Here is a 13,890-nt window from a genome sequence, read left to right on the forward strand (position 1 = left end):
AAGTTATGGTAAGAATTAAAACTTAGTAACCTGTGTGTAGGTAGTTATGTAGTGTGAAAATTAGCTTCAATCAAGACTACAGCCTCTTATTCTGGCGAGTTTAAAAAGGACTCAAATTTTTCAGTTCTCGAAGAGACGCATTGAAAAATTTGACCTTTTTAAAAATCGAGCCAGCATTAGAGGCTGTTGTCGAAGTGAGGGCTAATAGAACACTACATAACTGCCCACATACACAGGCTGCCAAGTCTAATTGCTAGGCTACCTTTGTGTCGCATAATAATGCTACATATCCATCTTCATATTTGACATATCATTTATAATTGAAGGATCTACCATACCAAAAATCATTGCAATATGTGCAACAACTAAGAAACCACCTACTAAAATAAAATGAATTTTCATTTTTTCATTGTCAGTCTTTTTTCTAAATATAATACCTAGCTCCATTAATGCAATTGGAAGTAGGAATAAAACTCCACTTAGATAAAAACCAACAGCTACCACATCTACCCAGGTATGCCAACCACCAGTTTTGGTTAAAGGAATAACTGCATTAAACAATAGATAAATAAAAATTCCTGTAAAATAAAAACCATCAAAAATTCCAACTACTTTATTCAGCGTCCTTAGGCCACCACTTTTAGTTCTGTTAAAAATAATAAAAAATTCAGTTATGGTAAGTGTTTCTGCCATTATAACAGGTATAGCCATAAATATTATTAAGTTCCAAGGCTGATTCTCTGCTAGAAGGGACATATAATGTGTCATGTTCAATGTTATTACCTCCTCTTTTTCTTTGAGAAGATAATATCACTTTCTTATGAAGAAAATATGAAGAAAAAAATCAGGTAGTAAATGACCTACCTGATTTTTTTCTTCATATTATTTTAAACCTTGCTCATAAGCTTCAACCATTTTTTTAACCATGTTTCCACCTACTGATCCAGCCTCTCTTGCTGTAAGATCTCCATTATAGCCTTCTTTTAAATCTACTCCTACTTCTCTAGCTGATTCCATTTTAAATTGATTTAATCCTGCCTTTGCTTCTGGTACTAATACTCTATTACTATTTCTGCTTGCCATAATGTTATTCCTCCTTAGCTTTTCTTTAATTTAAATTTCCTTTGTAATGACAGTTTGTGCATTTATAAGATTATTAACCTATTAAATTAAATGAAAAAAAACCATCCTTTACTAAAGATGGTTTTTTTATATATTATTAATTAACTCTTCTTGCAGTTAAATAATCTCTTCTATTAAGTGGTGATATTTTTACTACATCTCCTGTCTGAGGAGCATGAATGTAGGCACCGTTTCCTAGGTAAATACCTACATGAGTAGGGTTTCCGCTTGTCCCAAAAAACACTAAGTCTCCTGCCTGAAGCTGGTCTCTTGATACAGCTGCCCCATGATTTATTTGATCGTAAGTTGTTCTGCCTGTAGATACACCAAAGTGTCCATAAACATACTGAACAAATCCTGAACAATCAAAGCCAGGATTAGGAGAAGTTCCACCCCATACATAAGGTGTTCCTAAAAAATTGGAAGCATAGGCTATTACATTGTTACTGCTAGTTGATGCTGCACCTCTTGATAAATTTACTTTAGGTGCTGCTTTCCTTATATCCTGAACCTGTTTTGATGCACTATTAACTACAGCCTGGTCTGCTGAAGCTAATAGCCTTTGTTGTTGTCTTGCTTGGGCAACTAAAGCCTTTTGCTTTTCTTTATCTTCATTAAGTTTAGATAATTTTTTTTCGTTATCTGATTTTAAAGATACTAACCTTTTATTTTCTGCAGTTAGCTTGTCCTTTTTATTTTTAATATCACTCTGCTTTACCTTATAATCTTCTACTACTTTTTTATCAAAGCTGATAACTCTTTTCATCATATCAACTCTTGAAATAAAATCTCCAATACCTTCTGAATCCAATACTAAATTTATATATCCACTAGAACCATTTATGTACATTGCTCTCATTCTACTATTAAATATACCTTGTTGCTTTTTTATATTATCTTCCGCAGTTTTTATTTCCTTTTCTGCAGTCTTTATATCATTTCCTGTTTTAGCTATCTGTTTTTTATTATCCTCTAAATTATGTAACACGCTTTCTATTTGATTGTCTAGCTTTTCAATATTTATCTCTAAATTCTCAACCTGAGACTGAGAATTGCTTCTAGGCGCTGCAAAAACTGCACCATTAACTGTAAAAACCGTCGCCAGTGCTAATAAGAAAACTTTTACTGTTCTGTTCACTGCTACCACTCCTATTCAATCACATATACTATATAAAATATCATTAATTTCTAATAATGTAAAGTTTCAATTTAAAATTTACACTTTTATCTTCATAAATTCTACATAAAAATGTTGTATACTTCTAAATAATAACTGAAGCTATTATTGATTAAGAGGTGGATTTATGACTTTAAAAAAAATAAAGATAAAAGTATATGATATGACCTGTTCATCTTGTGAAAAGACTATTGAAGGAAAGCTTTTAAAGCAAGTTGGAGTTTTAAAGGCAAAAGCAGATTATGTTAAACAATTTGTAGCTATTGAGTTCGATTCGGATTTGTGCAGCTTAAATGAGCTAAAAACTATTATAAATAATGCAGGGTACTCTACTGAAAAATCTGGAAGCTTTCATCTAGCTGGAATATTTGTAATCGCAGCAGCTATTATTCTACTTGGTTCTTCAACTTCTGGAATTGATATGAGCAGTATGCTAAATGGTGCTACCTACTTTGTTCTGTTTATAGTGGGAATCCTGACATCTATTCACTGTGTAGGTATGTGCGGTGGAATAATGCTCTCTCAAAGTTTATCATATAAAGACACTAGTAAGCTGGAAGCAATAAAACCAACATTATTATATAACCTAGGAAGAGTAATCTCTTATACTATTTTAGGAGGCATAGTTGGTGCCCTAGGTTCTGTTTTATCTCTTTCTTTAAGAACTCAATCAGCACTTCAAATTTTTGCAGGGATATTTATGATCATAATGGGGCTTAATATGGCTGGTTTTTCCTTGTTTAGGAAGCTTCAAGTAAAACTTCCTTGGTCTTTTTGTAAGGTTAAAAACAAACCAAAAGCCCCTTTTGTAGTAGGTATTTTAAACGGCTTTATGCCCTGCGGCCCCCTGCAAACTATGCAGCTCTATGCTTTAGGCACAGGTAGTGCATTAAAAGGCGCCTTATCAATGTTTATATTCGCTCTTGGAACAGTGCCTTTAATGATGACTTTTGGTGCAATTTCAGGACTGCTAAGCAAAGGGTATACAAAGAAAATTTTAAAATTTAGCGGAATTCTTGTGGTGGTTCTTGGGCTTATAATGGGAAGAAGAGGCCTGGCACTAGCCGGTGTAAACCTCCCTACAATAGGCTCACTTATGCCACAAAGGGCTGTAGGATCTTCTGGTGCAAATGTAGCTAAAGCTACATTAAAAGATGGTGTTCAAATTATAAATATGACTGCAGACAGCAGCGGATATATTCCTAATGCTTTTTATGTCCAAAAAGGTATTCCAGTTAAATGGATAATTGATGGTAAGCAAATTACATCCTGTAATAACGAAATTGTTGTTCCTTCTCAAAATATAAGAAAAAAACTAAAAAGTGGAGAAAATATAATAGAATTTACACCAACAGCTGATGATATTACCTTTAGCTGCTGGATGGGAATGATAAGAGGAGTTATTAAAGTAACAGATAATTTAGATTCAGTGGATACATCCAAAACAGATTCCTCCCTGCCTCCTGCAGGAAGCAGCGGCTGCTGTGGAGGAGGCGCTGCTGTACCTCAACAGGACAGTATTTACGGTGATTTAAGTAAAGTTCCTACTGAGATAGTAGTTAACAAAGCTTTGGTAGTTGGTAATAATCAAAGCACTACAATTAAAGGAGTTGGTTACGAACTAAAGCCTCTCATCGTTGTTGTAGATAAGGACAAAAAGACTAAGCTAACCTTTGACTTAACTTCCTTTGATAACGCTGAAGGAAGATTTGATTTGGTATCTGCTGAAACCGGTGATGTACTAACATATTTTGAAGGAAAAAAAGGAGTTGTGGACCTAGAGATAACTTTCGATAAACTAGGTGGCTATGGGATAGTTAAAGATGAAACTATTCTTGGTGTTATCGAAGTTGTAGAGGATGTAAAAAAAGCTAATCTTGAGGAAATAAGAAAAAAATACATTGAATAGCCGGATTTAGCTAAACTATAAAAAAAGATGACTTCTCTGTAATACAAGGAAGTCATCTTTTTTATTTTATAAAATAGATCTGTTATATTAACATTTATGCAGTTTCAGCTATGTTGTTATCATTATTATCAGAGTCTTTATCTTCTAACAGTTTTACAAGCTTCTTATCAAATAAGAACAGTAATGCTGCACATACAAACAAGATGACCGGAATGATAACATAGGACTGCATTATTGGATATTTTGAAGCAATAGCATACAGGTATCCATAGGATTTACCTGCAACAAAGGTAGCAAAAATCCAAACTCCCATTAATACTGAATAGATTTTGTTTGGTGCATACTTAGTAACAAAGGAATTTCCAAGTGGTGAGAACAACATTTCTCCTATACTAAGAAGTATACCAAATGCTATGATCCAAACTATGCTTGCCTTAGATGTATCTGCTGCCCCTACACCTCTTGAAAGTTCTGCAAATACAAGCATCAAGAAAGACATTCCTAGAAAACCAAGTCCTAGTGCTAACTTTTTGAATAAACTTAAATCACCCTTAGGACCCTTGGAAAGCTTAAACCACAATGCGGCCAATACTGGTCCAAGAGCAATACATACCAAACCATTTAGAGAGTCGAACCATGAAAGAGGCACTGCAAAGCTACCTAGATTCATGTTAACAAACTGAGCGCCGTAATCGTAAACAGCCAAATAAGTTAGATACCAGAATACCCAGAATACAACTGAAAACATAGATACTAAGACAATTGCAAAAACCTTTCTTTTCTCCACTTTTGTTAATGGCTTGACTTCAGTTTCAACTTTCTTTTCAACGTGTTTGCCCTCTTTAAAAGGCTTTTTACCTACTTCTCCAAGAAATCTTGTCCCAAAAAGGAACCATAAAGCATCAATAAGACAGATGGCACCGCATACTTGAAACGCAGGTCTAAATCCCTGAATAGCACCATTTGCAAAAGTAGTTGCTACAAGAATACCAACAAATGTTGTTCCAATAAAGGATCCCAAGTTAACGAAGGAATATTGAACTGAAAATGCTGAATCCAGCTGTTTCTCATCTTCAAATAAAGAACCGTTAATTGCGGAAACATTACCTTTGAAAAGGCCCGTACCAATGGCTACAAGGGCCACCATTATATTCATAGTTGTAACACTGGTTGCGAATCCACCTACAAAGTATCCCACAGCCATCAAAGCTAATCCAACAGGAATACAGTATCTAGCGCCGATATATCTATCGGAAATGTATCCACCAACAATAGGTGCAAGGTACGTAAAAGCAACAAGATTTGATTGAATAAGTGCAGCCTCAACCTTTGTGAGACCTAATCCACCTGTTACCACCGTAGCAGCAACAAAAACGAAAATTAAATACTTGGCAGAATAATATGCCATTCTTTCTAACATGAACGATATTGAACAAACATAGAAACCAAAAGGACGTTTGTTCTTTGCTAGTGTTTCACTCATAATTTTCCTCCTTTGAATATATTTTTTATTTCTCCTGTATAGGATTTCAGCCACACCCTCTATTGATCACTTAGGTGCTCTGCTAATTTCTCGTACACAAGTTTATGATAACTATTTAATATAGTTTTTCATCACCGTTAAGCTCTTCCGTATTTATGACATACCAATATATTGGAGCATAGATAACTGCATAAAAATACAAATTCTCTGCTTCAATTTTTTGGTTTAATTTGGAATAATTTCCTTCAACAAGAAAAACGTTTTCACCAACTAGTCTATGGCAACTTTCTTATATCATACTGATAAATTAGTTGCATTTAATGTTAATTAAACTTTTTTATTAGTATAATAGTTTGACCTTTATCATTACCATAATTTTGTTTTAAGCACTGCAAGATTTAACTCACAATGTAATTATATGATATAGCATTATTTTGTCAAGTAAATTTAAAATATCAACCTCTTATTAGACAAAATTCTAAGCTTCTGACAGAGTTTACCTATGGTTATGGTTTAATATGTCTATTATAATGACAATTAAAGACTTTTCTCATATCTGAAACTTAGAATTTGTTAATTAAAAATTTAACTTATGTTATTTTACAAAGCGTCCCTGTTCTGGTACCGCAATTTCTTTAAAGTCATTAACTAACATTAGTAGGTGTTCTCTTAATTTTTCTCCCTTCATTGGTAAACCATGACTTACTATTGCCAATGCCGGTTTTAATTCTGCAATTTTTTTCACTGATTGCTCTGCTGCCTTCCAGTCTGTAGTTAAATATTTAGGTGGTCCACTTATCTGTTCTTCTTGGCTAAGCACTGAGAATAGTGATTCCTGTTTTAAAGTACAGAAGGCATCTGCTGCTATAACTGTACGGTCTCTATCACGAAATAATGAAATATGCCCTTCTGTATGTCCCGGTGTATGTATCCAGGTCCACTCTGGCATACCAGGCACTGTTCCATCCTGTGGTAAAGAGTGAATCTTATCACCTAAATTTAAAGCCTTGTGCGGGAAGGCTGAAGACATTTCTGATACCAATCCTCCATCTACTGTTGAGTCTCCTTGAGGATAGTCCTTCTTCCCTGTAAGATAAGGAAGCTCTAACTGATGGGCGTATACTGGTATATTCCAATGATTTGCTAAATTAATCACTGATCCCACATGATCAAAATGACCATGAGTAAGTATAATTGCTTTAGGTTTAGTATTCCTACCAAATCTTTCCGCCACCTCTTTTAAAATAAAATCTGCTGAATTTTCCATACCTGTATCCACAAGAACAAATCCATCTTTACTTCCTACTAAACATGCATTAACAATAGTAAATTGTAAAAGTACAATGTCTTCTGTAACTTGTTCGGATTTCATGGTAACATTAGATATTTTGTGAAGCATTTCAGTTATCATTATAAATACCTCCAGTAAATGACTTTAATTTACTCATATTCTATAGATATTATGTGCATATTAAAATCACTATATTACTAAAAGCTTTAACTATCCAATAGCTTTGTCAACTTCTTCACAAGTTTGTTATTTTCAAAACATGGTTATATAACCAATATTAAAAGACTGATGACAAAATATATAATCATCAGTCTTCTTTTATAGTAAAGCCTTGTTTAGGAACTCCCAATTTATATTTTTTATCTGATGGATAAAATCTTAGCACTATCTTTGCGGAAAATAATCCCACTATAACTCCTGTTAAGATATCTGACGGATAATGCACAAAGAGATATAGTCTTGATAAGGCTATCAGCACCGCTAGTATAATAATCGGTACCCTATATTTTTTAAACTGAGTTGCTAGTATACCTGCAGCAGCAAAGGCTGTTGATGTATGCCCTGACGGAAAAGAGTATGATGATGGCTTAGGTATTATTAAATCAACAGTTGGCACTAGTACAAAAGGTCTCTGTCTTTGAAATAAATGTTTCAATATTCCCTCTCCAATAATAGTATTCACCAATAATGCTAGTCCACATATTAATCCAATCCTTCTATACCTTTTGGTAATCACTAAAGCAACTGTTATAGTGATCCAAAGTATGCCTCCATTTCCCAAATAAGTTATGAATGGTACTATTCTATCTAGTATAGGATTTTGCAAATTATCATGGATAAACCTTAGCAAATTTAGGTCCATATTTTGTAGGCTTTGCATCACAGTTACCTCCCCTTTATCCTAAATATAAGGTTTCATTTTAATAACCTCTTCCTGATAGTATATATAATACAATATTTTTTTTACTTATAGTAGTACTTTTTATTGTCATTGGAGGAGTAATTAATGGATTATTTATTCCTAATCTTAGCTTTAGTGGTAACTATAATTAAGAATAACTTGAAAGCAAGGTAGTAGGTTCCTGGATAATCTTCTTTAGTGATAACTATAATTAAGAATAACTAGCTTATAAAAAAGTAATAATAAAATAAATAATACTAGTTTAAAGGAGAGAATTTTCATGATTGAAGGTATTACAGGATACGTTTCAAATGCTTTAATTGACAATATGCTTCCAAAATTACTTACAACTCAGTACGGTGAAAATCTTTTTGACACAGTAACAACTGCACAAAAGGTAACAGTTCATGCAGCACTAGAAGCTTGTTTGAGAGGAGAACTGGGAAAAGCACTTGAACGCCCTTTAGGAAGTCCTAATGTGCATTCCTACTGGAGTAAACTTTTTTTAAATCCTACTCAATTGTTTTCACTGCCTACAGCTGATAACACTACTATAAGCACAGAAGTTACAATAGGAAAAAATGCAAAAAAACCATTAAAGTTAAGCATGCCTATAATGATTTCAGCAATGTCCTATGGTGGTTCCTTAAGTCTTGATGCAAAGGTTTCATTAGCAAAAGCTGCTAGTAAAGTAGGTACAGCTACTAATACAGGGGAATCTGCTCTTTCAAATGAGGAAAGAGAAAGTGCCAGCCTTCTTATAGGTCAATATAATCGATATGAAGTAATGAATACAAAAGATCAACTTTCAAGACTTGATGCTATAGAGGTGCAATTAGGTCAGGGTGCTTGGGGTGGTGCATTACCTGCTAATATTAAGGCAGATAAAATAAGACAACACATGCGAGAAACTTGGCACCTAAAACATGGGCAAGACGGAATTCGTGGAGCAAGATTTAAAGGTATAAACAGTTCGCAGGATATCATTAACTTGTTAAATAATTTAAAATCTCAGTATGATGTGCCTATTGGAGTTAAAATTGCAGGTACTCATTACATTGAAAAGGAATTAGACGTAATTTTACAAACAAATGTAGATTTTATAGTAATCGATGGTTCCGAAGGTGGTACCGCAGCATCTATGGTTACTCTGCAGGATGATGTAGGACTTCCAACATTGTATTCTCTATCAAGGGCAGCAAAATACCTGGATAGTAAGGGTGTAAAGAATAAGTATGACTTGATTATAACTGGCGGTTTAAAAACACCTGGAGATTTTGTTAAAGCATTAGCCCTTGGTGCTAATGCAGTTTATATAGGAACAATAGCACTTATGGCACTAATTCAAAGTCAAATTACTAAGGCTCTTCCTGAATATCCTGCTCCACAAATGGTGCTGTATAATGGAAAGCTAACAGACAGGCTCGATATTGATAGAGGCGCTGAAACATTAGCTAATTTTTTAACTTCTTCTGTAGAAGAGATGAAGCTAGTATTAATTGCAATGGGAAAGGATAACATAAACCAGCTGAATTCTAAGGATTTAGTTTCCGTTGATAAGGAACTCTCAGAGGTTTTAGGAATAGGCTACGCTGGTTATCCTTCTTAAATATTTAAGGAGAGTTCATTAATTTACCCTTGGGAATTAATGAACTCTCCTGTTTTATATCTCTACTTCATCCCTCTGCTCTTCTTTGAGCAAGTCACCTTTTAAATATTTTGGCAGTTCCATGCCAGCTGTTTTGAAAACATCCTCTAGTGGTGGGATAGATTTCATCATTCCAGAAAGAAAATTAGCAGTAGCTGGTGTTCCATTACCGCCCATACTATCCCAAACAGTAATCTTATCAATTTTAATATTTTTAATAGCCTCAACCTGAAGTTTAACAAGTTCCTCCATTTTATCAGCCATCATAAGCATTACTGCATTTTGTGCATCATCTCCTGCTGCCTCTACTATCCTTTTAAAACCTTCTGCCTGTTTACTTAGTATTTCCATTGTACCTTTAGCCTGTGCTTCCATCTTAGCAAGTATCGCATCTGCTTCCCCTTTTGCCTGTCTTCTGATTCTTTCCGCTTCTGCTTCAGCATCAATTTCTGCTTTTCTTTTTTCAATTTCTGCATGGACTATAATATCTGCTTCCTTAGTTGCTCTTTCTCTTTCAGCACGAGACTTCTCTGCTAGTTCCTCTGCTATATATGCTTCCTCTAACGCCTTTGCTGCCTGAACCTTTTCTGCAGCTATAGCTCTCCTGTTTGCTTCCGCTTCCTTTTCTCTCTTTTCTGCCTCTGAGTTAGCAACAGTTATTTTTGCTAAATTCTCCCCTTGCAGCGCCTTAGCATTTGCTTCTGATACACTGACTCTCTCTTCTTGTTTAGCATTAGCCTCACCTATAGCTCCATCACGGTTTTTCTCTGCAACAGATTTTTTTGCATCATTTATAGCTTTAGCTGCTGCTTCCTTACCGAGGGCTTCAATATATCCAGATTCATCCTTAATATCTGTTACATTAACATTTATAAGTTTTAAACCTATTTTCTTGAGTTCTGCTTCAACATTTTGAGAAACATTAGCAAGAAACTTATCTCTATCACAATTGATTTCTTCAATGTCCATTGTAGCTATAACCAGTCTTAACTGACCAAATATAATATCTTTAGCAAGTTCTTGAATATCTCTTAATTGTAATCCTAATAATCTTTCAGCTGCATTAGGCATGATGGTAGGTTCTGTAGAAATACCTACAGTAAACCTTGAAGGAACATCAACCCTTATATTTTGTTTACTTAAGGCATTGGTTAAGTTTACTTCGATAGAAATAGGAGTTAAATCTAAAAACTCATAACTTTGAATTACAGGCCAAATAAATGCTGCACCACCATGTATACATTTGGCAGAACGAGAAGCTCCGTCGTTCCCTTTGCCAGTTTTACCGTAAACTACAAGAACCTTATCTGATGGACATTTTTTATACCTGGAAACTACTGAAATAACAGTAATAAAAATTACCGCTATAATAACTGAAATTAGTATAATTGAAGAAAATTCCACAAGCAAATCCCCCTAACTTAGTTTATTTTTTCAACCAACAAAAGTTGGTTATCAACAACTTTAATAACTATTACTTTCTCTCCTGTAGCCAGTTTTTCTCCATAAGTAACAGCATCCATAGTCCTTAAGACCCCTTGCACCACTACCTGTATTTTTCCTGAGCCTTCCCCCTGTTTTGGTATGGTTAAATAAACTTCTCCTTCTTTCCCAATGGCATTGTTAATATCCATGTTTCCTTCTTCTGTAAGTTTTTGAACAAAGTAATATATAAAGGAAACAACAAGCATCATTATAAATCCTAAGGACATAGCTATTAGCAATGAAGTCAAATGCTCTTTACCATGCCTTTCAGCTACAATTCCTGCCCATGAAGATACGGTAAAAAATACAGTTATACTTCTTATGGTAAATAATTTAAATTTAACATCTAAAATACCTAACGAATTTTCATTGCCCAATATATTATGTTCATGAAGATCTTGAGACATATCTAAATTATGCACTTCAAAGTCATGTCCATTCTCTATTCCCAATAAAGTCATAATAGTCTGAATCACAAAAATAACACTAGAAGGAAAAGCCACTATCCAAAAAAACCTTTCGAAGACTGGTATGCCATTCCACCATTCTATCATAACTCTCCCCCTTTCCCATTCAGTACCATTATACCATAAAACTGTAAGTCATCTTACTTTTCTCATTAAATAATTTTGTTTATTTATAAATTCAGCCTTTTTCCTATTTATCTTTAGACTACCTATAGATAAATATTCCATAATATGATAATTTATTATCATGTATTTAAGTAAAGAATAACAGGAGAGGAGAAATGCACTTGGAAATTATTAAATCAATATTTTATTTTATACTAGCTGGATTATTTGAAATAGGTGGAGGCTACCTAGTGTGGCTGTGGATAAGGGATGGTAAAAGTTTTTGGTATGGATTAGCTGGTGCTGTTTCTTTAATTATCTACGGAATTGTACCAACTCTTCAACCGCCTAACTCTAACTTCGGAAGAGTTTACGCCGCTTATGGTGGAATTTTCATAGTTCTTTCAATTTTATGGGGATGGAAGATAGATAACATAGTTCCTGATAGATTTGATTTAATTGGTGGATTTATCGCTCTCATTGGAGTACTAATAATTATGTATTCTCCACGAGGATAACAATAAAAACAAATAGGTAAAGGAGTGGTGCATGGTGAATCAACAACTAATCAATTATGCTGAGGAAATTATAGATATATTTAGATTGTTAAGCAAAATTTTAAAAGGCCATATAACAAAAGAAGCAGATGACTTGGGTTTCACAGTTCCCCAAATAATGCTTATGAATATCCTATCTGAGCATCCAGGAATCAGCTTGAATGAATTAAGCAAAAGATTGAGTTTATCCAAAAGCACCGTTTCTGGAATTGTAGATCGTCTAGAGAAAAATGGTAACCTAATAAGAGAAATTCCTGAAGAAAATCGTAGAACTGTTAAAATATTTCTATCTGAAAACTGTCCGGATTTTAAGAGGGTCAGAGATATTAAAACCCAACATCTTTCCAAAATTCTAGAGGAATTAGGTATAGAAGAAACAGAAAAATTCCTTATTTCCTTCAATAAACTTAAGGAGGCTATTATAAGTTACGAAAAAGATTTTCTCAAATAGTGGAATGACTTGTAATCTCATTCCACTATTTGTCTAATATGATGTAGATGAGGAAAATTTAAAAAGTATTATGCTAATTGATGTGTATCAATAATACTCTCCTGTATCTTTTTTCTAAAAGTATATATTTCTAATCCCTTATAAAAGGTTTTAAGAACTTACTTATTAACTTTAAAAAATTAAACTCAACACTTTTATCTAAGGCTCGACTAGTCAGATTTCTGTTAAGTATGGAAACTAAAACATCCAGTTTATCATTATCCAGTTTTTCTAAACCTCTTCTAAGTACTAGTGAATCTTCGTAGGATTGTCGAAGTGGCTTAGTTAATTCATCATAACTTCCCTTTCTACATATATCCAAAGCTGCATATATACCCGTTAACATAGCTGGAATTTGCCCGCATCCGTAGGCAGGCATAATAGCACCAAAACAATTTCCTGTAAAATAGGTGTTGTTAATCTTAGGCTTCTTACAAATACCTACCTTATATCCTTTAATACTAAAGTTATCAGTAATGTTTAAGTTATTTCCAACATCTTCTTGAACCTCTTGGCAAAATCTACTCCACAACTCATCCTTATCTATTCTATCTTCTTTTATATACTCTGGGTATGCAATAGAAATTTGTGCTCTGCTTTGTGAAAAAGGCACTAAATATCCGTATCCTTTAGGTGCAAAATCATTATTATACCAAGTACTAATATGGCTAGGATTGAATTCTCCACCTATAGTAGCACCTATTATGCTAACCTGTAAATCCTGTGTGTAATTTTTCATGCTAGCGGCGTCCTCTCCGTTCCCTGTGGCTATTACAATATGTGAGTAATCCTTTAACAATTCATTATAACTACACTGAGAATTATAAATTATTTGGGATTTAATCTTTAAAAGTAGCTGATTCTCGAAAGAGTCCTCGTGTCTTCCTCTAATATTAGAATACCCAAAGTTACCTTTTAAGTGTCCTTTTCTATTTTTTGAATGTGCTGTTATTTCCTTCACTTCACTTATTGGTTTTAGGGTTATTCCATAGGTATCTTTCAAGTAATTTAAAGAATCACTTACTGGTCTTTCTAGTATATTAAAAATGTTCTCCATATTTACAAACCTGTCACCAACTCTACTTCTCTTTTCAAATATAGTAGGATAAATGCCCTGCTGTTCTAAAATAATGGCACAGGCTAGTCCGGATAATCCAGCCCCCATAATAGCAACTTTCATAAATCTACCTTCTTTCCTCCTTTTTATACTATTATTAGTTTAAATACGGCTATTTATTAAGCATTAAAAAACTAA

The 13,890-nt window shown here is 33.9% G+C and carries 13 protein-coding genes; 4 read left to right on the forward strand and 9 right to left on the reverse strand.

Annotated elements, in window-relative coordinates; all coding sequences use genetic code 11:
* Positions 1–282: 282 nt before the first annotated feature.
* From P8V03_RS07385 to P8V03_RS07395, 3 genes are all read right to left on the reverse strand, one after another.
* Entirely contained in the window at positions 283–774 is a 492-nt protein-coding gene (locus P8V03_RS07385; RefSeq protein WP_318797640.1) for a DUF6803 family protein, read from the reverse strand.
* A 108-nt stretch (positions 775–882) separates the two neighbouring features.
* Positions 883–1,083, reverse strand: coding sequence for an alpha/beta-type small acid-soluble spore protein (locus P8V03_RS07390; RefSeq protein ID WP_261672873.1), 201 nt, complete (start codon positions 1,081–1,083; stop codon positions 883–885).
* Positions 1,084–1,219: 136 nt separating this feature from the next.
* The gene (locus tag P8V03_RS07395; protein WP_261672874.1) at positions 1,220–2,260 is read right to left on the reverse strand and encodes a C40 family peptidase; all 1,041 of its coding nucleotides are present in this window, start codon (positions 2,258–2,260) and stop codon (positions 1,220–1,222) included.
* Between the two features lie 166 nt (positions 2,261–2,426).
* Between P8V03_RS07395 and P8V03_RS07400 the strand changes: the two genes are divergently transcribed.
* Positions 2,427–4,208, forward strand: a complete 1,782-nt coding sequence (locus tag P8V03_RS07400; RefSeq protein WP_318797643.1) for an urease accessory protein UreH domain-containing protein — start codon at positions 2,427–2,429, stop codon at positions 4,206–4,208.
* Positions 4,209–4,302: 94 nt separating this feature from the next.
* On the opposite strand, the gene P8V03_RS07405 is transcribed toward P8V03_RS07400, so the two are convergent.
* The 3 genes from P8V03_RS07405 to P8V03_RS07415 all read right to left on the reverse strand — a co-directional run bounded on the left by P8V03_RS07405 (position 4,303) and on the right by P8V03_RS07415 (position 7,862).
* Positions 4,303–5,691, reverse strand: coding sequence for a peptide MFS transporter (locus P8V03_RS07405; RefSeq protein ID WP_318797645.1), 1,389 nt, complete (start codon positions 5,689–5,691; stop codon positions 4,303–4,305).
* A 595-nt stretch (positions 5,692–6,286) separates the two neighbouring features.
* The gene (locus tag P8V03_RS07410; protein WP_318797647.1) at positions 6,287–7,102 is read right to left on the reverse strand and encodes an MBL fold metallo-hydrolase; all 816 of its coding nucleotides are present in this window, start codon (positions 7,100–7,102) and stop codon (positions 6,287–6,289) included.
* Positions 7,103–7,289: 187 nt separating this feature from the next.
* On the reverse strand, positions 7,290–7,862 hold the full coding sequence (locus tag P8V03_RS07415; RefSeq protein ID WP_318797649.1) for a phosphatase PAP2 family protein: 573 nt from the start codon (positions 7,860–7,862) through the stop codon (positions 7,290–7,292).
* A gap of 301 nt (positions 7,863–8,163) precedes the next feature.
* On the opposite strand from P8V03_RS07415, the gene P8V03_RS07420 reads away from it, so the two are divergent.
* On the forward strand, positions 8,164–9,492 hold the full coding sequence (locus tag P8V03_RS07420; protein ID WP_261673343.1) for an FMN-binding glutamate synthase family protein: 1,329 nt from the start codon (positions 8,164–8,166) through the stop codon (positions 9,490–9,492).
* A 54-nt stretch (positions 9,493–9,546) separates the two neighbouring features.
* Here P8V03_RS07420 and P8V03_RS07425 read toward each other — a convergent pair whose 3' ends face one another.
* Together P8V03_RS07425 and P8V03_RS07430 are read right to left on the reverse strand one after the other, a co-directional pair.
* Positions 9,547–10,935, reverse strand: a complete 1,389-nt coding sequence (locus P8V03_RS07425) for a flotillin family protein (protein ID WP_261673344.1) — start codon at positions 10,933–10,935, stop codon at positions 9,547–9,549.
* A 17-nt stretch (positions 10,936–10,952) separates the two neighbouring features.
* Complete coding sequence (locus tag P8V03_RS07430; RefSeq protein ID WP_318797653.1) at positions 10,953–11,570, reverse strand: NfeD family protein; 618 nt, start codon at positions 11,568–11,570, stop codon at positions 10,953–10,955.
* Positions 11,571–11,770: 200 nt separating this feature from the next.
* Between P8V03_RS07430 and P8V03_RS07435 the strand changes: the two genes are divergently transcribed.
* Positions 11,771–12,106, forward strand: a complete 336-nt coding sequence (locus P8V03_RS07435; RefSeq protein WP_318797668.1) for a YnfA family protein — start codon at positions 11,771–11,773, stop codon at positions 12,104–12,106.
* 31 nt (positions 12,107–12,137) lie between these two features.
* Positions 12,138–12,596, forward strand: a complete 459-nt coding sequence (locus tag P8V03_RS07440) for a MarR family winged helix-turn-helix transcriptional regulator (RefSeq protein WP_318797655.1) — start codon at positions 12,138–12,140, stop codon at positions 12,594–12,596.
* 130 nt (positions 12,597–12,726) lie between these two features.
* Here P8V03_RS07440 and P8V03_RS07445 read toward each other — a convergent pair whose 3' ends face one another.
* Positions 12,727–13,815, reverse strand: a complete 1,089-nt coding sequence (locus tag P8V03_RS07445) for an NAD(P)-binding protein (protein ID WP_318797657.1) — start codon at positions 13,813–13,815, stop codon at positions 12,727–12,729.
* Positions 13,816–13,890 lie beyond the last annotated feature (75 nt).

The organism is Clostridium tanneri (genome assembly GCF_033659955.1).
Classification (GTDB): Bacteria; Bacillota; Clostridia; order Clostridiales; family Clostridiaceae; genus Clostridium_AM; species Clostridium_AM tanneri.

Coding starts and splice junctions, on each gene's coding strand:
- P8V03_RS07390 (WP_261672873.1), bottom strand. CDS start 1,083: ATGGCAAGCAGAAATAGTAATAGAGTATTAGTACCAGAAGCAAAGGCA.
- P8V03_RS07400 (WP_318797643.1), top strand. CDS start 2,427: ATGACTTTAAAAAAAATAAAGATAAAAGTATATGATATGACCTGTTCA.
- P8V03_RS07405 (WP_318797645.1), bottom strand. CDS start 5,691: ATGAGTGAAACACTAGCAAAGAACAAACGTCCTTTTGGTTTCTATGTT.
- P8V03_RS07410 (WP_318797647.1), bottom strand. CDS start 7,102: ATGATAACTGAAATGCTTCACAAAATATCTAATGTTACCATGAAATCC.
- P8V03_RS07415 (WP_318797649.1), bottom strand. CDS start 7,862: ATGCAAAGCCTACAAAATATGGACCTAAATTTGCTAAGGTTTATCCAT.
- P8V03_RS07420 (WP_261673343.1), top strand. CDS start 8,164: ATGATTGAAGGTATTACAGGATACGTTTCAAATGCTTTAATTGACAAT.
- P8V03_RS07430 (WP_318797653.1), bottom strand. CDS start 11,570: ATGATAGAATGGTGGAATGGCATACCAGTCTTCGAAAGGTTTTTTTGG.
- P8V03_RS07440 (WP_318797655.1), top strand. CDS start 12,138: ATGGTGAATCAACAACTAATCAATTATGCTGAGGAAATTATAGATATA.
- P8V03_RS07445 (WP_318797657.1), bottom strand. CDS start 13,815: ATGAAAGTTGCTATTATGGGGGCTGGATTATCCGGACTAGCCTGTGCC.